This is a genomic window from Kitasatospora sp. NPDC048715 (assembly GCF_043198905.1).
GTDB lineage: Bacteria > Actinomycetota > Actinomycetes > Streptomycetales > Streptomycetaceae > Kitasatospora > Kitasatospora lactacystinica.
In genome coordinates this window covers 157,825-178,800 of the sequence record NZ_JBICVH010000009.1, presented here as the reverse complement: position 1 = coordinate 178,800, position 20,976 = coordinate 157,825, and the positions used below count along the sequence as shown (strand labels likewise).

At 74.0% G+C, this 20,976-nt stretch carries 22 protein-coding genes; 14 read left to right on the top strand and 8 right to left on the bottom strand.

Annotated elements, in window-relative coordinates:
- Positions 1 to 19 precede the first annotated feature (19 nt).
- A complete protein-coding gene (locus ACGFSC_RS18635; protein WP_359903192.1) occupies positions 20 to 220 on the top strand; it encodes a hypothetical protein in 201 nt (66 codons plus the stop codon).
- Between the two features lie 173 nt (positions 221 to 393).
- Here the strand turns inward: ACGFSC_RS18635 and ACGFSC_RS18630 are convergent, their stop codons facing one another.
- Positions 394 to 1,797, bottom strand: coding sequence for an FAD-dependent monooxygenase (locus ACGFSC_RS18630; RefSeq protein ID WP_359903287.1), 1,404 nt, complete (start codon positions 1,795 to 1,797; stop codon positions 394 to 396).
- 84 nt (positions 1,798 to 1,881) lie between these two features.
- Between ACGFSC_RS18630 and ACGFSC_RS18625 the strand changes: the two genes are divergently transcribed.
- Positions 1,882 to 2,532, top strand: a complete 651-nt coding sequence (locus ACGFSC_RS18625) for a TetR/AcrR family transcriptional regulator C-terminal domain-containing protein (RefSeq protein WP_359903195.1) — start codon at positions 1,882 to 1,884, stop codon at positions 2,530 to 2,532.
- A gap of 200 nt (positions 2,533 to 2,732) precedes the next feature.
- Here the strand turns inward: ACGFSC_RS18625 and ACGFSC_RS18620 are convergent, their stop codons facing one another.
- Entirely contained in the window at positions 2,733 to 4,733 is a 2,001-nt protein-coding gene (locus ACGFSC_RS18620) for a LamG-like jellyroll fold domain-containing protein (RefSeq protein ID WP_359903198.1), read from the bottom strand.
- Positions 4,734 to 5,062: 329 nt separating this feature from the next.
- Here ACGFSC_RS18620 and ACGFSC_RS18615 point away from each other — a divergent pair, with 329 nt between their 5' ends.
- The 3 genes from ACGFSC_RS18615 (at position 5,063) to ACGFSC_RS18605 (ending at position 6,767) form a co-directional block, all read left to right on the top strand.
- Complete coding sequence (locus tag ACGFSC_RS18615; RefSeq protein WP_359903290.1) at positions 5,063 to 5,827, top strand: GNAT family N-acetyltransferase; 765 nt, start codon at positions 5,063 to 5,065, stop codon at positions 5,825 to 5,827.
- 139 nt (positions 5,828 to 5,966) lie between these two features.
- Positions 5,967 to 6,413 (top strand): DUF6343 family protein, encoded by a 447-nt coding sequence (locus ACGFSC_RS18610; RefSeq protein ID WP_359903201.1) that lies wholly within the window; start codon positions 5,967 to 5,969, stop codon positions 6,411 to 6,413.
- Between the two features lie 129 nt (positions 6,414 to 6,542).
- A complete protein-coding gene (locus ACGFSC_RS18605) occupies positions 6,543 to 6,767 on the top strand; it encodes a hypothetical protein (RefSeq protein ID WP_359903204.1) in 225 nt (74 codons plus the stop codon).
- A gap of 98 nt (positions 6,768 to 6,865) precedes the next feature.
- Here the strand turns inward: ACGFSC_RS18605 and ACGFSC_RS18600 are convergent, their stop codons facing one another.
- Complete coding sequence (locus ACGFSC_RS18600) at positions 6,866 to 7,102, bottom strand: DUF6296 family protein (RefSeq protein ID WP_359903206.1); 237 nt, start codon at positions 7,100 to 7,102, stop codon at positions 6,866 to 6,868.
- Between the two features lie 146 nt (positions 7,103 to 7,248).
- Here ACGFSC_RS18600 and ACGFSC_RS18595 point away from each other — a divergent pair, with 146 nt between their 5' ends.
- Positions 7,249 to 8,412, top strand: a complete 1,164-nt coding sequence (locus ACGFSC_RS18595; protein WP_359903209.1) for an AI-2E family transporter — start codon at positions 7,249 to 7,251, stop codon at positions 8,410 to 8,412.
- A gap of 249 nt (positions 8,413 to 8,661) precedes the next feature.
- Positions 8,662 to 9,396: a sigma 54 modulation/S30EA ribosomal C-terminal domain-containing protein gene (locus ACGFSC_RS18590; RefSeq protein ID WP_359903212.1), complete on the top strand. Its 735-nt coding sequence runs from the start codon at positions 8,662 to 8,664 to the stop codon at positions 9,394 to 9,396.
- 111 nt (positions 9,397 to 9,507) lie between these two features.
- On the opposite strand, the gene lpdA is transcribed toward ACGFSC_RS18590, so the two are convergent.
- Both lpdA and ACGFSC_RS18580 read right to left on the bottom strand, forming a co-directional pair.
- Positions 9,508 to 10,914, bottom strand: coding sequence for a dihydrolipoyl dehydrogenase (gene lpdA, locus ACGFSC_RS18585; RefSeq protein ID WP_359903214.1), 1,407 nt, complete (start codon positions 10,912 to 10,914; stop codon positions 9,508 to 9,510).
- Between the two features lie 280 nt (positions 10,915 to 11,194).
- Positions 11,195 to 12,826 (bottom strand): M28 family peptidase, encoded by a 1,632-nt coding sequence (locus tag ACGFSC_RS18580; RefSeq protein ID WP_359903216.1) that lies wholly within the window; start codon positions 12,824 to 12,826, stop codon positions 11,195 to 11,197.
- A 162-nt stretch (positions 12,827 to 12,988) separates the two neighbouring features.
- Between ACGFSC_RS18580 and ACGFSC_RS18575 the strand changes: the two genes are divergently transcribed.
- Positions 12,989 to 13,168 carry an antitoxin gene (locus ACGFSC_RS18575; RefSeq protein WP_359903219.1) on the top strand — a complete coding sequence of 60 codons (180 nt, stop codon included), beginning with the start codon at positions 12,989 to 12,991 and terminating at the stop codon, positions 13,166 to 13,168.
- Positions 13,169 to 13,245: 77 nt separating this feature from the next.
- On the opposite strand, the gene ACGFSC_RS18570 is transcribed toward ACGFSC_RS18575, so the two are convergent.
- Complete coding sequence (locus ACGFSC_RS18570) at positions 13,246 to 13,416, bottom strand: hypothetical protein (protein WP_359903222.1); 171 nt, start codon at positions 13,414 to 13,416, stop codon at positions 13,246 to 13,248.
- 76 nt (positions 13,417 to 13,492) lie between these two features.
- Between ACGFSC_RS18570 and ACGFSC_RS18565 the strand changes: the two genes are divergently transcribed.
- On the top strand, positions 13,493 to 14,083 hold the full coding sequence (locus ACGFSC_RS18565; RefSeq protein ID WP_359903224.1) for a TetR/AcrR family transcriptional regulator: 591 nt from the start codon (positions 13,493 to 13,495) through the stop codon (positions 14,081 to 14,083).
- Complete coding sequence (locus tag ACGFSC_RS18560; protein ID WP_359903226.1) at positions 14,080 to 15,561, top strand: MFS transporter; 1,482 nt, start codon at positions 14,080 to 14,082, stop codon at positions 15,559 to 15,561. The genes ACGFSC_RS18565 and ACGFSC_RS18560 overlap by 4 nt, the downstream gene beginning before the upstream one ends.
- Before the next feature lie 100 nt (positions 15,562 to 15,661).
- Here the strand turns inward: ACGFSC_RS18560 and ACGFSC_RS18555 are convergent, their stop codons facing one another.
- Both ACGFSC_RS18555 and ACGFSC_RS18550 read right to left on the bottom strand, forming a co-directional pair.
- Entirely contained in the window at positions 15,662 to 16,189 is a 528-nt protein-coding gene (locus tag ACGFSC_RS18555; protein WP_359903229.1) for a DinB family protein, read from the bottom strand.
- Positions 16,140 to 17,546 carry an MATE family efflux transporter gene (locus tag ACGFSC_RS18550; protein ID WP_359903232.1) on the bottom strand — a complete coding sequence of 469 codons (1,407 nt, stop codon included), beginning with the start codon at positions 17,544 to 17,546 and terminating at the stop codon, positions 16,140 to 16,142. Before ACGFSC_RS18550 ends, ACGFSC_RS18555 begins: the two co-directional genes overlap by 50 nt.
- A gap of 204 nt (positions 17,547 to 17,750) precedes the next feature.
- Between ACGFSC_RS18550 and ACGFSC_RS18545 the strand changes: the two genes are divergently transcribed.
- From ACGFSC_RS18545 to ACGFSC_RS18530, 4 genes are all read left to right on the top strand, one after another.
- Positions 17,751 to 18,341 carry a PadR family transcriptional regulator gene (locus tag ACGFSC_RS18545; protein ID WP_359903235.1) on the top strand — a complete coding sequence of 197 codons (591 nt, stop codon included), beginning with the start codon at positions 17,751 to 17,753 and terminating at the stop codon, positions 18,339 to 18,341.
- Positions 18,342 to 18,539: 198 nt separating this feature from the next.
- A complete protein-coding gene (locus ACGFSC_RS18540; RefSeq protein WP_359903238.1) occupies positions 18,540 to 19,418 on the top strand; it encodes a class I SAM-dependent methyltransferase in 879 nt (292 codons plus the stop codon).
- A 345-nt stretch (positions 19,419 to 19,763) separates the two neighbouring features.
- The gene (locus tag ACGFSC_RS18535) at positions 19,764 to 20,651 is read left to right on the top strand and encodes an isocitrate lyase/PEP mutase family protein (protein WP_359903241.1); all 888 of its coding nucleotides are present in this window, start codon (positions 19,764 to 19,766) and stop codon (positions 20,649 to 20,651) included.
- Positions 20,648 to 20,965 (top strand): hypothetical protein, encoded by a 318-nt coding sequence (locus ACGFSC_RS18530; protein ID WP_359903244.1) that lies wholly within the window; start codon positions 20,648 to 20,650, stop codon positions 20,963 to 20,965. Before ACGFSC_RS18535 ends, ACGFSC_RS18530 begins: the two co-directional genes overlap by 4 nt.
- Positions 20,966 to 20,976 lie beyond the last annotated feature (11 nt).

Below are 20,976 nucleotides of genomic sequence, written 5' to 3'. Positions count from 1 at the left end.
CGCAGAGGAGTCGGATCCCGTGAACGACCAGCACGAACCCGTCCCCAGGGACTCCCCGGTCCCGGTCGAGACCCCCGAGTCCCGGATGGCCGGCGAAAGCGCGCCGCGGTCCGGGCACGAGCGGTCCGGGCACGAGGAGGAGAAGAGGCGTCGGCAGGGCGCCGAGTCCGAGACCACCGCGCCGGCCCACGACCCGGACCCGCACGAGCCGCCGGACTGAGCAACCGGGGTGCGCGGCCCGTACGGTGACCACCGGTCCGCCCGCTCCCGCTGCAGCGGCGGTCGTCCTCCGGTGGACCGAAGCCGGGCCGACCGACACCCGGCCGGACCGACACCCGGCCGGACCGACACCCGGCCGGACCGACGCCCGGCCAACGGGCTCCGGACGCCCGCTCAGGGGGCGAGCAGCCCCTGCCGGCCCGCGTACTCCCCGAGGCCGTCGGCCGTCGCGCCGGCCCAGCCGACGAAGCCGTCGGGCCGGACCAGGAAGACGCCGGTGCCGTACGCCGCGTAGGCCGGGATGCGGACCACCGGGGCGGTGACGGCGGGCAGCGGCGCGTCCGTGCCGACGGTGAGCAGCGTCCAGTGCGGCCCGCGGAAGGCGTCGAACAGCCGGACGCCGCCCCGCCGGCCGTCCGGGGCACGGTCACCGGCCCGCAGCGCGTCCGCCGGGAGGTTCCGGCGGGTCTCCACCGAGAGCGTGGACTCCCGGTAGCCGAGGCCGAGTTGCTGGGTCGCCCGGCCGCGGCGCTCCTCGCCGCGGTGGACCCGGGTGGACAGCTCCAGCATCGCCGCCGCGTTGCTGCGGCGCTCCTCCTGGTAGCTGTCGAGCAGTTCCTCCCCCGCTCGTCCGGCCAGCACCGCGGCCAGCTTCCAGCCCAGGTTGTAGGCGTCCTGGACGCTGGTGTTCAGGCCCTGCCCGCCGGCCGGGGAGTGGACGTGCCCGGCGTCGCCCGCGAGGAACACCCGGCCCGCGCGGAAGCGGTCCGCGAGTGCGGCGCGCGGGCGGAACTCGGAGATCCAGCGCAGTTCGGTGACCTGCGCGGCGGTCAGGTGGGAGCGGGCCGCGACCACCTCGCGCAGTCCGTCGAGGGTGAGGTCGACGGCCGTGCCCTCCGGGAACTGGGCGACCAGCTGGAAGTCCTCGGTGCCGCCGAGCGGGCAGATCGCCAGCAGCCCCTCGGCGGACCGGAACACGTGCCAGTGCTCGCGGCCCAGGCCGTCGATCCGGACGTCCGCGACCAGCATCCGGTCCGGGTCGACGGTCTCGCCGGTCATCCCGATGCCGAGCAGCCGCCGCACCGTCGAGCGCCCGCCGTCCGCCGCGACGACGTACCGCGCCCGGACCGGGCCGCCGGCGGCGAACTCGGCGGTCACGCCCTCCTCGTCCTGGGTCAGGCCGACCAGCTCCCGGCCGAACGCGACCTCGCCGCCCAGCTCGCGCAGCCGCCCGTACAGCACCTGCTGGGTGCGCCACTGGGGCAGCATCAGCGCCTCGGTGTACGGCTCGGCCTCGGTGGGCTCGATCGGGTCGTACATCCGGTGCTCGCCCTGGGGTTCGCCGTCCTGCCAGATCAGGTTGGGCGGGTAGTGCCCCGCCACCGCGCGGACCCGGTCGAGCACGCCGAAGTCGTCGAACACCTCCAGGGTGCGCGGCTGGAGGCCCTTGCCGCGCGAGCCGGGGAAGAGTTCCGCGCCGCGCTCGACCACCAGCGCGGCGACGCCGTGCCGGGCGAGGTCCAGCGCCAGGGCGAGTCCGGTGGGCCCGGCACCGACGACCAGGACGTCCGTGTGCATGCCGCGAGAAGTCACGGCAACCTCCTTAACGTTGTTAAGTAGCCGTGCCGACAGCCTGCACTTAACGGCGTTAAACTGTCAACCGTGACCCCGCAGAGAACCCCCAAGCTCGACCGCGCCCAGGTCGTCGACACCGCGCTGAACCTGCTGAACGAGGCCGGCCTGGACGGCCTGACGCTGCGCGCCATCGCCACCCGGCTCGACGTCAAGGCACCCGCGCTGTACTGGCACTTCAAGGACAAGCAGGCGCTGCTCGACGAGATGGCGACCGAGATGATGCGCCGCATGACCGGCCGGGCGGGGGAAGGCCCGCCTGCGGGCGACTGGCGGGAGAGCTACCTGAGGACGATGCGCACCCTGCGCGCCGAACTGCTGCGCTACCGCGACGGCGCGAAGGTCTACAGCGGCGCCCGGTTCACCGACACCAGCTACGCGGCCGGCCTGGACGCCTCGCTGCGCGTGCTGGTCGAGGCCGGCTTCACCCCGACGGCCGCCACCCGGGCCTGGCAGACCGCCTACAGCTTCACCATCGGCTACGTCATCGAGGAGCAGGCGATGGGCCCCAACCCCTTCGACGGCGCGGAGGGCTACGACGTGGACGCCCGCGCCGAACGCCTGGCCGCCCACCCCCTGGCCGCCGAGTCGGGCCGGGTGATGTTCCAGGACTTCGACGAGGGCTTCGAACAGGGCCTGGCGGCGATCCTCGCCGGGGTCGAGGCCACCCTGCTCGGCTGACGGCTCCGGCCCCGCCGTCACGCACCGGCGCCCGCCGGGCCGTACCGGGAGACGGCACCGCCGGGCCCGCACCGGGGCCCGGCGGTGTCCGTGCTTCGGAGGAGTTTCGACGTGGCGCGGTCGAGCGCGGTCGAGTGCGGTCGAACGCCGTCGAACGCGGTCGAACGCGGTCGAACGCGGTCGACCACCGTGGAGCGCGGTCAGGCGGTCATGAACTCGCCCGCCCGCAGCGCCCGCCGCACGATCCGAACATCCCCGACGTACCCGTGGAAGACCTTGTCCAGCACCCCCGCGTACGCGTACCCGCCCAGCATCCACGGCCGCCCCAGGGTGGTCAGCCCGACCGCGGGCGTCGCCGGGTTGCGCGCCACCTCGCAGCCGTCGACGTACATCCGGCTGAGCTTCCCGTCATTGACCACCGCGACGTGCCACCACCGGTCCAGCGGCAGCTGGTGGCCCCAACAGGTCGACGCCCCGGTCTGGTTGAGCGGGTAGACGCACCACTGGAGGGCCGGCGCCTCGGAGACGCTGAGCGTGGCGACCGGCTCGTCGGCGTCCGTCCCCGGCCCGCTCCTGCCCGTCTCACCGGCCGTCCCCCACCGGCTGAGCAGGGCGGACCAGCGACTCCGCGCGGAGTCCCAGTCGGCGGGCAGCTTGAAGAAGGCCTCGACGGTGAACCCGCGCTCGAAGGTCTCCCGGTTCAGCGGCGCGGTGGGCACGGTCTGCAGGTAGCCGCCGCGCACCGGCGAGCGGGTGCCCTTGAACAGCAGACTGCCGTGGCCGGGCTGGTCCGGGTGGTGCTCGGCGGACCAGCTGAGCGCGCCCTCGGGCGTGCCGGGGGCGCCCTGCCAGAGCAGGTCGTTGCCCTGCCCGCTCAGGTCCTTGACGACCTGCTGCGGGGAGACGGCCGTGCCGTCCCCGCCGCCGCCGTCGAACCGCCAGTAGGCCACCGTGTCGCGCACCAGCAGCTCGCCCGCCCGGCGCGCCGGGCGCTGCGGGACGGGCGCGAAGCCGGCGAACCGGCGGTCGAAGTCGATCGCGAGCGAGAAGCGGTCCACGTCCGAGGTCAGCTCGACGTGCTGGGCCGCCAGCGCGTTGCGCTCCTCGGCCGCGATCTGCTGGATCCACGGCGAGAAGGTCGACACGTCGACGGTGTTGCGGTCGAGATCGAAGCGGTACGCCCGGATCATCGCCGCGCCGCCGTAGTAGCGGTCCTGGTAGTTGGCGATGTGGACGTGCACGTCGTGGCCGGCCTTGTTCTTCAGCACGGTGCGGCCGGGCGGCCAGTAGTGCCCGTTGACGGTCAGGAAGATCTGGTCGTTGCCGTCGACCAGCCGCTCCCAGAGCCGCTTCCCGTTGTCGGACAGCTCGGCGCGGCCGCTGTCGTCGGCGTACGCCAGGTCGTGGGTGGTCAGGATCACCGGGACCTTCGGGTTGGCCGCGATCACCCCGTTCGCCCAGGCGAAGCCCGCGTCGGAGAGCCGCCAGTCCAGCGAGAGCACCATCCAGTCGCGGCCGGCCGCCCGGAACACGTGGCAGGTGTTGTAACCGTCCGGGCTGGACCCGCGGTACCCGGCGGTGCGGGCGGCCCTGGCCTTGCTGAAGGTCTCCAGGTACGGGGTGCTGCCGCGCTGGTCGTCGGTCGAGGAACGGACGTCGTGGTTGCCGGCGAGCACCCCGTAGGCCGCGCCCGCGTCGTCCAGCAGGCCGAACACCTTGGTGACGGCGGCGAACTCGACGGCCAGGCCGTTCTCGGTGACGTCCCCGAGATGGGACAGGAAGACGATGTTGTCGTCCGTCCCGTCCTCCCGGTTGACCCCGCCGTCCAGCACGTAGCGGACCGAGGCCTCCAGCGGCGCCGGGTGGATCCGGTCCTGGTCGAACAGGTACTGGGTGTCCGGCATGACCACGACGGTGAACTGCCGGGCGTCCGGGTCCGGCTGCCAACGCCCCTTCCCCGCGGCCTTCTTCGGCTTCTTCCCGGCCCCGCCGGCCTGCTCGGCCCCACCGCCCTGCTCGGGCCCGGCCGCCTGCGCGGGCACCGCACCGAGCAGGCCGAGACCGGCGGTGCCGACCCCGGCGCCCACCAGACCGGCCCCGCGCAGGAATCGGCGCCGACTGGCCGCGGCCGTCCCCTCCCCGTCGAGGTCGGCGGTCCGCGGGCAGCCGCACTCGTGCTCGGTCGCCTGGATGTCGTGCATGTTCGCTCCCGGAAGTGGTGTGGGCCCCGACGGTAGGCACCGGGAGCAGTCGTGGATCATCGGCCGGGCCACGCCCCGTTGAACAGCGGCCGAATCCACCGGGCGCCGGCGCCGCGATGATCCCGCGCGGGCACCAGCGCGACCGCAGCCCGGCGCTCGGCCGGGCCCCGCAGCCCGCCGGCCCCGGGGCCGGGTACCGCCCGAAGGCCGGGAGCGAAAACCTTTGCAGCACCCTTATTCACTCGGCGGTCCCGCTTGTGGGTGAGATCGTGCCGGACATGAACGAGACAGGACATACCGCGTCCGACGATTCCGACCTGTTGGCCAGGATGGAGCAGAACCTGGCCGAACACGCCTGCCACCTGCACCGCCGCACGAAGCACTCGACCGTCACCGAGACGGCCGATCTCGTGATCGCCGACAGCGGGCTCGACGACGACACCTTCAACATCGTGGCGGCCGCGCGTTTCACCGACGACACCGCTCGCGACCGGGTGACGGAGACGGTCCGCACACTGACCGCGACCGGCCGGCCCTTCTCCTGGTGGGTCGGCCCCGCCACCGCACCCCCGGACATCGCCGCGCTGTTGACCGACGTCGGCCTCAAGGCCTCCGAGACCGAGACCGGCATGTGGATGGATCTGCGCACCGCCCCGCCGGAGCCCCACGCCGACGGCCTGGAGATCCGTCCCGTGACGACTCCCGAACGACTCGCCGACTACGCGATGGTCCTGGCCGCGAACTGGGACCCGCCGGCCGCCACCGTCCGCCGCTTCTACGCCGATGCGACCGAGCGGGCCCTGGCCCCCGACTGCCCGGCGCGCTACCTCATCGGCTACGCGGACGGACGACCGGTCTGCTCGGCCGAGGTCTTTCTCTTCGCGGGTGTCGCCGGGATCTACAACATCGCGACCCTCGCCCCCGACCGCCGCCGCGGGTACGGCGGAGCCATCACCCTGGCCACCCTGCGCACGGCCCACGACGCGGGCTACCGCACCGCGGTCCTGCAGGCGTCATCGGACGGGGAACCGGTCTACCGCCGTCTCGGATTCCAGGCCTGCGGCCGGTTCACCGAGTACGCAGTCACCCCCTGAGACCTCCGGCCGGGCCGACGGCCGGCGGTCCGGCTGCGGCTCGACCAGCGCGGGTGGGCACCCGCCGACGTGTACCGGCGCCGGGCGCGGGTAGGCGCACCGACGGAACACCACCGATCGACTCCGTTCGGGGGTCGTCATGTCCGTACAACGCAGACCGAGCGTGCAGCACGGCGGCGGGGCCCGTCGCCGGAGCGGCGAGCGCCACGACTTCCCGCACACCTCGCAGGGCCCCGGCCGGACGACGCCGCAGCTGCGGCCCGAGGAATCGGTGCGCCGGGGCACCGAGCCGGTGACCGCCCGTTCGGACCTGGAGCTGCGGCGGCTGCTGTCCCGGGTCTTCCTGGTCCTGTTCGTCGGCGGGACGGTGGCCTTCGCCGTGCTGGCCGCGCTGGCCGGCCCGGGCCCCGCGCCCAACCGGGGGACCTACGCCTTCTTCGCCGCCCTGTGCGCCGGGTTCGCCGCCCTCGCCGGACTCGACCTGCTGGTGATCCGGCGCCGCCTGGCCGCCGGCCAGGGCCGCGACCGGACCGGTGCCCCGGGGCGCCCGGGCGCCGAGCGTCGGGGCTCCGACCGCCGGGAGTGAGCCGGTGCCCGCGCCGGGCCTGACCACCACCGGCCCACAACCATCCCACCGGGTCTGGCCCGGTGGCCGTTCGGCAGAGCCCGGGTTTGCATGGACTCACCGAGCCCCCAGCGATCCGGAGGTAGCGCCGTGTACGAGATGTGGGCCGAGCACGACCCGGCGGTCTCCCCGCCCGCCGTGGTGTGGCACGTGGTGGCGAAGGACGACGCGTCGTCCTCGCTCTGCGGGCGGTTCCTGGAGCCCTCCCAGCGCGTCGTCCCGGCAGCGGACGGTGCCGGTGCGGCCGGGCCGGACCGGTACTGCGACCCCTGCCTGGTCACCGTGCGCGAGGCCTTGGCCGCCACCACGCGGTGACCGTCCGTCGCGACGCCCGCCCGCGTCGCCTCCGCTCCTCCATCGCCTTCGTTGCGGCACGCATCGCCTTCGTTGCGGCACGCGTCCCGGCCGCGTGCTCAGGGCAGCGGCACCGCCATCAGGCACGGGTGCCGGCTGCCGGCTCCGGGAGAATCCAGGACGGTGGCCACCCCGCTGGCGATCTCCACCCGCAGGTCGCCGTCCGCACTCTCCCAGACCAGGCCGCCGTCGGGCCCCACGATCTGCGTCTCGTGCACGACGACCGAGCACAGTGGGGCGTGCCCGCCGATCGGGCCGGGGAGCGTCACCGCGTAACGGCGCGTGAGGCTTCTCATGTCTGCCTCCTTCTCCCCCCACCCTGCGTCATCGATTCTCCCCACATCCGACCGCTTGTACACGGAGGACCACTGTCCTCCCGAGGGAGACCAGTGCCGCTTCGCGCCTGCCCCGGCCCCGCGCGTTTACACCCGGCAGACCGCCCGTGGGAGTGAACGGCGCCGAACCGGACCGGCGGCCCGGGCCGCTGGGCAGCCGCCGTCCCCGGGTGCCGGCCCGCCGGACCCGCGCGGGGGCGCCGGCCCGGGGCCCGTCCCCGTCCGGGGAACACGTCCCCTCCGGCCTGCGGACGGCGGCCGGGTACACCTGGCGGCTGGCGCTGCTCGGACTCTTCGCCTACCTGGTCGTCGACGTCCTCGCCAGGCTCCAGCTGGTGGTCGTCGCCCTGTTCGTGGCCCTGGTCATCACCTCCGTGCTGCGCCCGCTGGTCGACCTGCTGGCCCGGGGCACGCCGCGCTCGCTCGCCGTCGTGATCGCCTTCCTCTGCACCCTCGTGCTCGTCGGCGGGGTGCTGGCGCTGGTCGGCACGACCGTCGCCGACGAGTGGACCCGGCTGGGCAACGAGCTGCGCGGCGGGCTCTCCCGGATCGACCGCTGGCTCACCGGCGCCCCCTTCCACCTGCGCCCCGGCACCGTCACCGACCTGCGGGCCAAGATCGGCGCGTTCGTCTCGGCCCACCGCTCCGCCCTGGTCAGCACCGCGCTCAGCGGCGCCGGCCGGATCGTCGAGCTGGTCACGGGGCTGGCGCTCGCGGTCTTCTGCTCGGTGTTCTTCCTGCACTCCGGCGACCGGATGTGGTCCTGGGCTCAGCGGCAGATGCCGGCCCGGAGCCGGTCGGCCTGGGACCGTGCCGGTCGTACCGCCTGGCGCACCTTCGCGGGCTACACCCGGGGCGTGCTGATCGTGGCGGCCTCCAACGCCGTGCTGGTGGGCATCGCGCTGGCGGTCCTGCGGGTGCCGCTGGTCATGCCGCTGATGCTGCTGGAGTTCGTGGCGACGCTCGTCCCGCTGATCGGCTCCCCGATCGCCCTGGCGATCGCCTCCGTGGTCGCGCTCGCCGCCCGCGGGCCGGTGATCGCCCTGCTGGTGCTCGCCCTGATCGTGGTCATCGGCCAGATCGAGGGCCACCTGCTGCATCCGCTGGTGCTCGGCTGGTCCGTCCGCATCCACCCGGTGGCCATCGCCGTGTCGGTGGCCGGCGGCACCGTGCTGGCGGGAATCCTGGGCGCGGTGGTGGCCGTGCCGGTGGTGTCGGTCGCCTGGGCGGTGCTCGGCGAGCTGCGCTCCCGCGGCGCACCCGGCGGCTAGGACGTGTCCGACCATTCGCGTCGGATCAGGGCGCGGCGTCGGCGCGGCGGGTGAGTGCCCGGTGCTCCGCAACGGGGCCGCCCCCACTCCCCGCCTGGCCCCGCCACTCCCCGCCCCCGACGGCCCGCCCCGGGACCGCGGCTGGTCCGCCCGGCCCTCCCGGTGGGGCCGTTGGGCCCTGGCCGCGCGGAACGGGGGCGGGAATCCTGGTCGCCGGTATTGCGCCGGCTGGGAGTGGAAGGGCCTGGGATGGGCGAGTTGGTCACGGTGAGGGCGTTCGAGGGGCTGACCTGCGAGGTCCTGGCCGAGGCGCGGGCCCGGGTGGGCGCCGCGGCGGCGGCTCCGGGAGTGGGGACGCTGGTGGAGGCCCTGCGGGTACGGCTCGCGGCCGTGGCCGGAGGCGTGCTGGCGCAGGTGAACGCCGAGGTGGACGGCCGGCGGATCCGCGTCCAGGAGGCCGCGGCCGGGCTCGGCGACTCGCTCGACCGGGTGAGCGACGCGCTGCGCGGCAGGATCAGGGCCGTCACCGGGGCCTGGGCGCCGCGCCCGTGGCCGGGCCACCGCGCCGCGGCCCCCACCGGGCCGGCCGGCGGCGAGCTCCGCGAGCTCCGGGTGGTCCGGCACAAGGAGCCCTCGCTGGTCTGGTGCTCGCCGGAGGCCGCTGCCCGGACCATGGACGCGATGGACTACGACATCCACCTGTTCACCGATCCGGCGACCGAGACCGACGCCGTGGTCTACCGGGTCGGACCGACCGGCTACCGCCTCGCCCGTACCGTCCCGGCCGGACCGGCGGGCCGCCGGACCTCGCCGATCACCCTCAGTCCGTACGGCGCGCCCCGGCTGACGCAGGCGCAGGCCGTCGACCGGCTGGCGGGCGCGGAGCTGCCGTTCCTGTTCTTCGCGCACCCGGTCACCGGTCGGGGCCGGGTGCTCTACCGTCGCTTCGACGGTCGGCTCGGCCTGATCGCCGGGCACGTCTGAGGGGCCCTGACCGGAGCCCGGGGGCCGCTCCTGCCGATCGGCCCCGAACCGCGCCGCGCCCCCGCCGGGCAGTCGCTCGACGGGGGCGCGGCGCGTGCCGAGGGTCGGTCGTCACATGTTGATCATGTGCCCGGCCAGGCCGTGGATGGCCTCCTTGACGGCCTCGCCCAGGGTCGGGTGGGCGTGCACGTTGCGGGCGACCTCGTGGACGGTCAGGTCCCACTGCTGGGCCAGCGTCAGCTCCGGCAGCAGCTCGGTGACCTCGGGGCCGATCAGGTGGGCACCGAGCAGCTCGCCGTGCGTGTTGTCGCTGATGACCTTGACGAAGCCGATCGGGTGGCCGAGGCCGTGCGCCTTGCCGTTGGCGGTGAACGGGAACTTGGCGACCTTGACGTCGTAACCCAGCTCGCGCGCCTGGGCCTCGGTGTACCCGAAGGAGGCGATCTGCGGCTGGCAGTAGGTGGCGCGCGGGATCATGACGAAGTCCACCTCCATGGTCTCCGCCCCGCCGATGGTCTCGGCGGCGATCACGGCCATCGTCTCGGCGGCGTGCGCGAGCATCAGCTTGGCGGTCACGTCGCCGATCGCGAAGATGTGCTCGACGCTGGTGCGGCCGCGGCCGTCCACCGCGATGGCGTTGCGGTCGGTGAGCTTGACCCCGGTGTTCTCCAGGCCGTAGCCGTTGACCCGCGGCGCGAAGCCGATCGCCTGGAGCACCTTGTCGGCCTCCAGCACCTGCTGCTGCCCGTCCTTGGTGACGGTGACCCGGACCTTGGCGTTCGGGTCGCTGTCGTCGATCGACTCGACCCGGGTGGAGGTCAGCACCTCGATGCCCAGCTTGCGGTACTGCTTGGCGAGTTCGGTGGAGACCTCGACGTCCTCCAGCGGCACCACGCGGTCCAGGAACTCGACGATGGTGACCTTCACGCCGTAGTTGTGGAGCACGTAGGCGAACTCGACGCCGATCGCGCCGGCGCCCGCGATGATGATGCTCTCCGGCAGCTGCTCGGTGAGGATCTGCTCCTCGTAGGTGACCACGCGGTCGCTCAGGCTGGTGCCGGGCAGCAGGCGGGTGGTGGCACCGGCGGCGATGACGCAGTTGTCGAAGGTGACGACCTCGAAGCCGCCGCCGCTCAGCGCGACCTGGAGGGTGTGCTCGTCGACGAAGGTGCCCCAGCCGTCGTACTCGGTGATGCCGTTCTTCTTCATCAGGTAGTGGACGCCCTTGACCCGGCCGTCGGCGACCGTGCGGCTGCGCCGGAAGGCCTCGCCGAAGTCGAAGGTCACCTGGCCCTCGACCTTGATGCCGAAGGTCTTGGCCTCCTTGGTGAAGATGTGGGCGAGCTCGGCGTTGCGCAGCAGGGCCTTGGAGGGGATGCAGCCGACGTTGAGGCAGACGCCGCCCCAGTACTTGGCCTCGATGACCGCGACCTTCAGGCCCAGCTGGGCCGAGCGGACGGCGGCGGTGTAGCCGCCGGGGCCCGCGCCGAGGACGACGACGTCGTAGTGCGTGCTCATGTTGCTGACTCCTCCGAGGATGTCACCGTGTCGTGATCTCGGTCCCATGGTGTCAGGACCGGACCCGGCGCACCCACCGGGTCTCGGCGGATGCGCTCCGCGCGGCACCGTACCGGTCCGTGGCCGGATTGTCAGTGTCCTGCGCTACGGTGACCGCACCCACGGCCACCAGGGGCGATGAGGCGGGGAGGTCCCGGATGGAGCAGTCTCGGACGGAGCGGTCGGGTACGGCGGTCGGGTGGGCCCGCCGGCCGGGAGCGGCCGCGGGCCCACCCGGGCGTCAGGCCGCCACCCCGCCGGAGTGGGCGTCGCTCGTGCCGCTGATACCGGTCGCCGCGGCGCCGGGCGCCGCCTTGGCGGCCGGGCGCTGGGCCGGGACGGGCCGGTGGAGCGAGGAGAGGTCCCAGGCGTAGGTGCCGACGGCGTTCGCGATCACGTCGATGTTGACGTCGAAGACGCCCATGTCGATGTTGCCCAGGTTGTCGCAGGCCTTGTGGTAGCACCCGTCGTACGCGGCGCCGGCGGTGCCGCCGTAACGGGCCGCCTGCTCCGGGGACTTGACCTTCTCGGCGCCGGTGTCGGTGCCGCCGGCCGGGATGCCCGCGTCGATGAACGGACCGTAGTCGGAGCGGCCGTCGAAGAGGGTCGGGTCGTGCGGCAGACCCCGGCCGTCCAGGTAGCCGTTGATGTCCCGTTCCAGCTGCGCCGAGCCCTCGGGGCCCGCGTCGCCGCCGGCGCTGCCCGAGCCGTTGTAGACGAACTGCGCGTAGTTGGGGGACGCGATCATGTCGAAGTTGAGGTAGAGGCCGATCTTCTTCTTCTCCGCGTCGGAGAGGGAGTTCACGTACGCCTCGGCGCCCTTGAGGCCGAACTCCTCGGCCGACCACCAGGCGAACCTGACCTTGTTCTTCACCGGGTGGACGCTGAGGTTCTTCGCGACCTCCAGGACGCCGGCCGTGCCGGAGCCGTTGTCGTTGATGCCCGGCCCCTCGGGGACGGAGTCGAGGTGCGCGCCGACCATCACGGTGTGGTCCGGGTCGCCGCCGCGGGTCTCGGCGATGACGTTCCAGGTCCTGCGCTGCTCCATGAAGGTCCGGATGTCCAGGGTCACCCGGACGGGCCCGGCGGCGGCCTGGGCGGCCAGGGCCTGGCCCGCGGCCTGGGTGATCCCGCCGGTCGGGATCCGCCCCGCCGTCGGCTCGCTGAGCGTCCCGTTCAGGGTGCCCTCGGTGTTGTTGTAGATGATCGCCCCGGTCGCGCCGACGGCGGCCGCGGCGGCCTGCTTCTCGGCGAAGGAGCATCCGCCGCGCCGGATCAGGGCGATCTTGCCGGTGAAGGCGCCCGACGGGTAGTCGGCGGGCGTGCAGCCGGTGGTGGCGCCGACCGGGGCGACCGCCAGGTCCGCGGTCAGGCCCGCCTCCGGGCCGCCCACCGAGTACGTCATGGCGATCACCGGCACCGATTCGGCCTTCGGGGAGACCACGTCGAGGCGCTCGGAGCGGGCCTCGAAGAAGGTGTACACGAACTCCTGCTTGGACACCTTGAGCCCGGCCCGGCGCGCCTGCTCGTAGACGTACTGCGCGGACTGGTCGTGCCCCTTCGAACCGGCCACCCGGGTACCGCCGTTGCGGTCCGCGATCAACTGGAGCGCGGCCAGCGTGGCCCGCGCGTCCCGGGCACTGCTCGCCTCGACCAGCCGGGAGGCCAGCTTGGCGCCCTTGCGCGCCGGGTCCGGGTCGGCCGAGGCGCTGCCGGCGCCGGCCAGCAGCAGCGGGGCGACCAGCGCGGCGACGGTCAGGGCGGCGCCCGCGCCACGCCGGGTGACCGCGGTTCGCGGGCGCCCTGCGGAGGTGGCGGGGTCCTCCGGGTCGGAGCGGTCGAGCGGGGAGGTGGGGCGACGGGTGCGCAGCATCAAGGGAGCTCCATCCGACGGGCCGTGAAGGTCATGAGGGTCATGATTTGACATGACCGGAATCCCGTTGCCAAGCCTTTACGCAGACCTTGCGAGATGCGGGTCGTGGCGTGCACGGTGATATTGGAGGGGTGGGGGCGTCTCATCCAGGAGTGTGACCAGATGTCCATGATGGATAAGCTCAAGAACCTGCTGAAGGGCCACGAGGAGCAGGGCGACAAAGCCGTCGACAAGGCGGGCGACACCGTCGACCAGCGCACCGAGGGCAAGTACAGCGGTCAGGTGGACGCCGCCCAGGAGCAGCTCAAGAACCAGTTCCGCGACCAGCCGCCGCAGCAGTAGCGGCTGCTGCCTCCCGCGGGCCGCCCCACCCGGGGCCGTCCGGCCGGCTCGCCACCCCGGTCCGTGCGGCGCCCGGGTCAGGCCTCCGGGGGCTCCGCCGCGTCCGGCGGGCCGCCCCGGCTCTCCCCGTCGGCTTCACCGTCGGCGCCGCAGTTCTCGCAGGGCCCCGGCCCGGGCCGCCCGCGCAGCCGTCCGCACTCCGGGCACACCCGGTCCAGCCAGCAGGCCGGCTCGCCGCCTTCGTCCATGGGGTCGATTCTGCCCGGGGCGCTCCCGCGAACGCGAGTAGACACTGTCTACGACCACCTGGTAGACAGTGTCTTCATGACCGAACAGGAACAGGACCTACGGGCCCGACTGGTGGCCGCCGGCGTCGAGTTGGTGGCCGAGGGCGGCGTCCAGGCGCTCGGCCTGCGCGAGATCGCCCGCCGCGCCGGGGTCTCGCACGGCGCGCCCCGCCGCTACTTCCCCACCCACCGCGAGCTGCTCGCCGCCATCGCCCAGCAGGGCTTCGGCAGGCTCACCGACACCCTCGCGGGAGCCGACGCCCTCACCGCCACCACCGGCGCCGACGCCCGCACCCGCCTCGACGCGCTCGCCCGCGCCTACCTCGGCTTCGCGGCCGCCAACCCCGGCATGTTCGAGCTGATGTTCCGTCACGACCTGCTGGAGGGCAGCGGTGCCGAACTGCGCCGCACCACCCTGCCGCTCTTCCTGACCTTCGTCGGCCTGGTCTCCGAGGTGCACCCGCGCTCCGACGATCCGGCCGCCGCCACCGCCGCCCTCTGGTCCAACCTGCACGGCCTCGCCCAGCTGCGCACCTGGGGCAGCCTGCGGCTCATCACCGGCGACGATTCCATCGAGCCGCTGCTGCGCGCGACGCTGGACGCCCACCTCGGCCCGGCCGCGCGGTGAACCCGCGGCACCGCCGGGGGCTCGTCCTGGCCGCGAGCATCACCGGCGCCGTCCTGGTCGCCGTCGACGGCACCGCGCTGACCGTCGCCCGACCGGCCCTCCAGCACGACCTGCACACCTCCGTCGCCGCCGTCCAGTGGGCCGGCACCGGCTACCTGGTCACCGTCGCCGCCCTGCTGGTCTTCGCCGGCCGCCTCGGCGACCGGTACGGGCACCGGCGGGTCTTCGCGCTCGGCGTGACCGGCTTCGCCGCCGCCTCGCTCGGGATCGCCGTGGCGCCCGGCATCGGCTGGGTCGTCGCCCTGCGCGTCCTGCAGGGCGCGGCCGGCGCGCTGCTGCAACCGGCCACCCTGGGCATGCTCCGGACCGCCTGGCCCGCCGACCGCCTGGCCGGTCCGATCGCCATCCGCACCGCCGCCATCGGGCTCGCGGCGGCGGCGGGGCCACTGGTCGGCGGGGCGCTGACCGCGCACCTCGGCTGGCGGTCGGTCTTCCTGCTGGGCCTGCTGCCCGCCGCGGCCGCCCTCCTGGCGGCGCTCGCGGTGCCCGCCGGGGCCGGATCGCCCAGCACCCGGTCCCCGGCCGCCGGGCGCGGCAGCAGGCACGGCAGCGGGCCCGGCAGCGAGCACGGCAGCGGGCTCGACCTGCCCGGCGCGGCCCTGCTCGCACTCGCGCTGGCCTTCCTGGTGGAGAGCCTGGTGACGCTGCCGGACATCGGCCGGCCGGCCGTCCCGCTGCTCTGCCTCGCCGCGGCCGGAGTCCTCGCCCTCCTCCTGGTCCGGCACGAACGCCGGACCCCCGACCCCCTGCTGCCGCCCGCGCTGCTCCGCTCCACGGCCGTCGCGCCGCCGCTCGTCGTCCTGCTCGCCGCCTCCGCCGCCCTCCAGGGCGCACTCTTCCCGGCCGCCTACTACCTCCAGGACGTGCTCGGGCTCGACCCCCTGCAGAGCGCCCTGCGGGCGATGCCGCTCGCCGTGGCGATGATCCTCGCGGCGCCCGGCTCCGCCCGGCTGGCGAAGCGTCACGGCGAACGGGCGGTGGTGCTGCCGGGGATGGCAATGATCACCGCGGGGGCGCTGCTCACCGCGGGGCTCGGCACCGGTTCCGGGACGCTCGCGATCGGCGGCTGCTTCGCGCTGCTCGGCACCGGCTTCGGTGCGGTGATGGCCACCGCCACCACGATGGTGGTCCGGGGTGTGCCCGCCGCCCGGGCCGGGGTCGCGGGCGGCCTGCAGCAGACCGTCCTGAACACCGGCCCGGCCCTGGGCATCGCCCTGGCCACCACCGCCGCCGGCCGCACGGACCCCGGCGCGGCGCTCGCGCCGTCCGCGCTGACCATGGCGGCGGTGGCCGGCGCGGGGACGCTGCTCGCCGCGCGGCTGCCCGGACGGGCGGCTGGACCGACGGCCGGTGGGGCCGCCGATCCGGCCGCCGGTCCGGCGTCGGGCGCGCGGCCGGAGGCCACCGGCCGGCGGTGAGCAACGCCCTTGCCGTCACACTCCGGACCGGTCCACCCTCCGGTTCGGTTCAGGCCCGGGTCCGGTTCGGGCCCAGGTTCGGTTCGGGCCCAGGTTCGGTTCAGACCCCGGTGACGCCGTCGACGCACTCCCGGAGCAGGTCGGCGTGGCCGTTGTGGCGGGCGTACTCCTCGATCAGGTGCACCAGGATCCAGCGCAGCGAGACGCTGTCCGCGCCGATCACCGCGGCGGCCTGCGGGGAGAGCGGGCCGGCCGCGTCCAGCGGCTGGTCCGCGGTCAGTTCCCGGCCCCGGTCGATCTCCCTCCTCCAGTCCACCAGCGCCTCGGCCATCCCGCGCACCGGGTCCAGCCCGTAGCCGTCGGCGTTGTCCACGCCGTACACCGGCGGGGCGTCCTGCCCGGCGAACACCCGTTGATACCAGTTGCGTTCGACCTCGGTGACATGCTGAACCAGCCCCAGCAGGGTCATCGTGGACGGCGGGACGGACGCCAGCCGCACCTGCCGGTCGTCGAGCCCGTCGACCTTGCGGACGAGCGTGGCCCGCTGGAAGTCCAACCAGCTCTCCAGCATTGCGCGTTCATCGGCGTGCGGGGGCGGGATCGGCCGCCCGTCCGGGGTGAGGGCCATGGCCCCCACTCTGGCACAGGCCCGCTGCGGCCCCGCGCGGACTCCGTGACCGTGTCAGTGCGGCGAGCAGCGCGAGCTGCACGGCCGCGCCCACCGCCGGCCCGAGCCACACCCCCGACACCCCCAGCGGCCCGGACAGGGCCGCCGAGGCGGTGAGTTGGGCCCCGAGACCGAGCAGGACGGAGACCACCAGCGGGCGCCCGGCGCCCGCCGCCTGGTGCACTCCGCCGACCGCCACCACCAGTGCGTACGGCAGCAGGTAGAGGGCCGCCGAGCGCAGGAAGCCGACGGACTGCGCGGCCACCGCCCGGTCCTCGGTGAAGAGCGCGGTCAGCGGCACGGCGAGGGTGACGGCAAGCACCGCCGCCACCCCACCGAGCAGCGCGGCGAGGCGTCCGGTGGCGCGGCGCAGGGTGTGCAGCGCGGCGCCCTCTCCCGCGCCGGTCAGCCGTGCCGCCTCGATCGCGGCGGCCTGGCGCAGCGCGTAGAAGGCCATGGTGACGACGAGCAGGACGCGGTAGCCGAGGCCGTAGCCGGCCACCGCGGCGACGCCGAAGCCCGCGACCAGGCCGAGTTGGGCGGTTCCGACGGCCATCCGGGCGGTGAAGTCCAGACCGAAAGGTGCGCCCGCGCGCAGGATCCGTACCGCCGCCGCGCCCGCTCCCCCGGTGCCGCCGGGGTCCTGCGGCTGCGGCTCCGTGCGTCCCACCGGCTGCCTCAGTCGCCGCCCTCGCCGCACTCGCAGGGTGACGGCGAGGGCGATCGCCCGGGAGAGGACCAGGGCCAGGGCGGCGCCCGGCACGCCGAGGGCGGGCAGCGGCCCCGGGCCGAGGATCAGCAGGGGGTCGAGGAGGAGCAGCAGCGCGTTGGAGAGCAGGGCGAGCCGCATCGGGGTGCGGGTGTCGCCCGCGCCCTTGAACAGCTCGTCGGCGACGCGCTGGCCGACGAAGAGCGCGAAGGCCGGGAACGCGACGGCGAGGTAGCCGGCGGCCTGTTCGGCGGCTTCGCCGTCCAGGAAGGCGCCTGCCAGCCGGTCGCGCAGCAGGAAGCCGGGGACGGCGAGCGCCGCACTGACGGCGGCACAGAGCCGCCAGGCCGCGCGAGTGGTCCGGGCGGCTTCGGCGTGGTCGCCCGCTCCGAGGGCGTGGGAGAGCCTGACGCTGGTGCCGGAGGCGACCACCAGGACCAGGCCGAGCAGCAGGTTCTCGACGGTGCCGGCCAGGGTGACGGCGGCGACCGCGGCCCCGCCGAGACCGGCCACCCAGAGGGCCCCGATCACCGAGGCGATCACCCCGGACAGCAGCTCCGCGTAGACGGGTACCGCCAATGCCGTGAGCCGGCGCAACTGGCCGCGCATGCCCTTCTCCCTTCCCCTGTGCTGCTCGTGCGTGACCGGGCCGCCCCCGGCTCGCCCCGGCGCGGCCCTGGCCCGCCTCGGCTCCCCTCGATCGGCTGCGGCCCTCTCGACCTGCCTCGAATAGAGATACATCGTTTCGAGGCACATCGACAAGAGGTAACATGACGGCTCCACAGGGCGCACTCCGACCGAAGGGCTCCAGCCGTGTTGACGCTCGCGATCCTCGGCTTCCTGTACGACCAGCCGCTTCACGGCTACGAGCTCAAGTCCCGGATCACCGGACTGACCGGTCATGTCCGACCGGTGAGCGACGGCGCGCTCTACCCCGCCATCGCCCGGCTGGAGAAGGCCGGACTGCTGCACCGCCGCACCGAACCGGGCAGCGGCGCCGCACCGCGGCAGACGCTGGAGCTGACGGCGCGGGGGCGGGCCGAACTGCTGCGCCGACTGGCCGACCCGGAGCAGGCCGAGATCACCGACCAGATCCGCTTCTTCACCGTCACCACGTTCCTGCACCATCTCGCCGACCCGCCCCGGCAGGCCGCCGTGCTCCGCCGCCGACTGGCCTTCCTGGACACTCCGAGCAGCTTCTTCTACGACGGGACGGGGCAGCCGGTGACCGCCGAGCGCGAGCCGAACCCCTTCCGGCGCGGGATGCTGCTCGTCGCCCGGGCCTCCACGGCGGCCGAGCGGGCCTGGCTGTCCGAGACCGTCGCGGAGCTGGATCGGGCGGCCGGGGCGGAGTCGTCGGAGGCCCCCGACGCACCGACGGAGCAGCAGTCCTCGGAACGCTAGGCCGACCAGGCGAATCCAGAGCAAAACCGAAGGCGCACGCCCCTGCCGAACGGCAGAGCGAAAATCCGAATTCAGGCTGTTCCGCACCTGGTTCCCCCCGGCCCCGGCGTCGCTATGATGATCCGCCTCACGTCCTCGGCGTCCCCCCTCCGCGGGCGTGATCCGCCACCGCGCCCCGCCGTCCCCCTGGAGGCCGCCGTGCCCGATTCCGAGACCGCGGTCGAGGCCGCAGTCCACTCCGCGCCGCTGAAGCGGGACGACATTCCCGGCTGGTTCTTCAGCCTCGACCGGGCCGCCTTCGGCCACCTGCTGTCCGCCCAGAGCGCGGCCGGCGTCACCGGCGACGTCCTGGAGCTCGGCAGCTACCTCGGCCGCAGCGCCGTCCTGCTCGGCGACCACCTGCGGCCGGGCGAGCGGCTGACGGTCTGCGACCTGTTCGACTCCGAGGCGGGCGACGCCGAGAACGCCGCCGAGATGAACATGTCCTACCGCAGGACCCTCACCCGCAGCGCCTTCGAGGCCAATTACCTCGCCTTCCACGGCGAACTGCCCGAGATAGTGCAGGCCCCGACCTCGGTGCTGGCCGACGGCCGCGTCCGGGCGCACAGCTGCCGCTTCGTCCACGTCGACGCCTCCCACCTCTACGAACACGTCGCCGGGGACATCGCCGTGGCCCGCGCCGCGCTCGCCGAGAACGGCGTGGTCGCCCTGGACGACTACCGCTCCGAGCACACTCCGGGCGTCTCCGCCGCGGTCTGGGAGGCGGTCTTCACCGGCGGACTGCGGCCGGTCCTGCTCACCCCGATGAAGTTCTACGGCACCTGGGGAGACGCGGCGGCCGTCCGGGCGGTCCTGAAGGAGCGCGACTGGTGGGCCGAGGGGTACACCGTCGACGAGGACACCATCGCCGACACCAAGGTGCTGCGCCTCAACTACCAGGTCAAGGCCCCGGTCCAGCGCTCCACGCCGCGCCGGCTCGCCCTCGAACTCCTGCCCCCGGTCGCGACCAAGGCCACCCGCCGGATGCTCCGGACGCTGCGCGAACGCCGCGCCGTCCCCCCGGTCCCGAGCGCCTGAGCGCCCGACCCCTCGCCGGGGCCCGCCCCCACCGGGCGGGCCCCGGCCGCTTTCCACGCTTTCCAGGACTCCGCTCTCTCCACCTCCTCCGCCTTCTCCGCCTTCTCCGCCTTCTCGACGGCCGTGACGTCACCCCGGCCGCCCTCCATCGTGCCGACGCGCCGGCTCGTTTGTCGGATCACCAGATTTGCAGGCTTTCCTATTGCCTTCCTGCATTCACTCTAACGAGGGAACCTCTCTTAAAGATTTGCCCACGGAACATTAAAGGGCGCATAGTGATGACACCTCAGTTCGGTCTGATGAAAACCAAGTTCAGGCAAAGTCATCCCTAGCAAGGAGTAGGCCTTGTACTACGGAAACACGGCATCGGACAGCCCCGGACAGCGGCTTCGCGCGGAGATCGCGGGCCCGGGGACGACGCCCCTGATCGGCGTCCACGACATGTACTCGGCCTCCATCGCGGCCGAGCACTACGACGGCATGTTCGTCTCCGGCTTCGGCTTCGCGGCCTCCTACTACGGGCTGCCCGACATCGGTTTCATCGCCTGGCCCGACATGGTGGGATTCGTCGAGCGGCTGCGCGGGGCCTTCCCCCGGCACCACCTGCTGGTCGACATCGACGACGGGTACGTCGATCCGGAGGTGGCCTGCCACGTCGTGCGCAGGCTCGAACGGATCGGCGCGTCGGGCGTGATCCTGGAGGACCAGAAGCGGCCGCGCCGCTGCGGGCACGCGGACGGCAAGCTGGTGCTGCCGCTGGAGGAGTACCTGGAGAAGCTGGAGCTCGTCCTCGCCAACCGGACGGACCTGGTGGTGGTCGCCCGCACCGACGCCACCGAGGAGGACGACATCCTGCGCCGGGCCCGGGCGCTCGCCGCCACCGACGCCGACGTGGTGCTGGTGGACGGTGTGCGCAGCGAGGAGTGGATCCGCCGGATCCGCCAGGCGGTCGGCGACAAGCCCCTGCTGTTCAACCAGATCGCGGGCGGGAAGTCGCCCCGGCTGTCGCTCTCGGAGCTGTCGGAGCTGGGGGTGGACGTGGCCATCTACAGCACGCCGTGCCTGTTCGCCGCGCACCGGGCGATGGACGAGGCGCTGGCCGGGCTGAAGAGCGCCGACGGGCGGCTGCCGGCCCCGGCCGGGGGGCGCGAGCAGGTCGGCGTGCGGGAGTCCACCGAGCTGCTGGAGCGGAACATCTCGCGCTCCAGCGGGCTGATGGCGGTGACGGCATGAGGACCGGGCTGCGCGGGGCCGCCCCGCCCTCGCCGGCCGCGGCCCTGCGGGCCACCGCGCTGGGGCTGGCCGGAGCCTGCGCCCTGCTCACGGGAGCCGCGTCGCCCGCGGCGGCCGGCGGCGGGCTGATCACGGTCGTGGACAACTCGAACGCCGACTCCTGGCTGGAGATCGACCGGACGGCCAACCTCCAGAACGGCAGCGGCTCAGCGGGGAGCGACCACGACGGCGCCGGCTCGCTGGTCGGCGGACTGCTCGGGCCCGGTTCCTCCTCCAGGCCCTCGGTCCGCCCGATGGCGGAAGGCGGCCCGTGACCGACCGTCCG

Bases quoted from the DNA above. Each gene is read 5' to 3' on its own strand.
- ACGFSC_RS18615 (WP_359903290.1), top strand. From the start codon at position 5,063: ATGGAGCAGAACCTGGCCGAACACGCCTGCCACCTGCACCGCCGCACG.
- ACGFSC_RS18570 (WP_359903222.1), bottom strand. From the start codon at position 13,416: ATGGACGAAGGCGGCGAGCCGGCCTGCTGGCTGGACCGGGTGTGCCCG.
- ACGFSC_RS18610 (WP_359903201.1), top strand. From the start codon at position 5,967: ATGTCCGTACAACGCAGACCGAGCGTGCAGCACGGCGGCGGGGCCCGT.
- ACGFSC_RS18565 (WP_359903224.1), top strand. From the start codon at position 13,493: ATGACCGAACAGGAACAGGACCTACGGGCCCGACTGGTGGCCGCCGGC.
- ACGFSC_RS18555 (WP_359903229.1), bottom strand. From the start codon at position 16,189: ATGGCCCTCACCCCGGACGGGCGGCCGATCCCGCCCCCGCACGCCGAT.
- ACGFSC_RS18620 (WP_359903198.1), bottom strand. From the start codon at position 4,733: ATGCACGACATCCAGGCGACCGAGCACGAGTGCGGCTGCCCGCGGACC.
- ACGFSC_RS18575 (WP_359903219.1), top strand. From the start codon at position 12,989: ATGTCCATGATGGATAAGCTCAAGAACCTGCTGAAGGGCCACGAGGAG.
- ACGFSC_RS18590 (WP_359903212.1), top strand. From the start codon at position 8,662: ATGGGCGAGTTGGTCACGGTGAGGGCGTTCGAGGGGCTGACCTGCGAG.
- ACGFSC_RS18580 (WP_359903216.1), bottom strand. From the start codon at position 12,826: ATGCTGCGCACCCGTCGCCCCACCTCCCCGCTCGACCGCTCCGACCCG.
- lpdA (WP_359903214.1), bottom strand. From the start codon at position 10,914: ATGAGCACGCACTACGACGTCGTCGTCCTCGGCGCGGGCCCCGGCGGC.
- ACGFSC_RS18630 (WP_359903287.1), bottom strand. From the start codon at position 1,797: ATGCACACGGACGTCCTGGTCGTCGGTGCCGGGCCCACCGGACTCGCC.
- ACGFSC_RS18550 (WP_359903232.1), bottom strand. From the start codon at position 17,546: ATGCGCGGCCAGTTGCGCCGGCTCACGGCATTGGCGGTACCCGTCTAC.
- ACGFSC_RS18600 (WP_359903206.1), bottom strand. From the start codon at position 7,102: ATGAGAAGCCTCACGCGCCGTTACGCGGTGACGCTCCCCGGCCCGATC.
- ACGFSC_RS18530 (WP_359903244.1), top strand. From the start codon at position 20,648: ATGAGGACCGGGCTGCGCGGGGCCGCCCCGCCCTCGCCGGCCGCGGCC.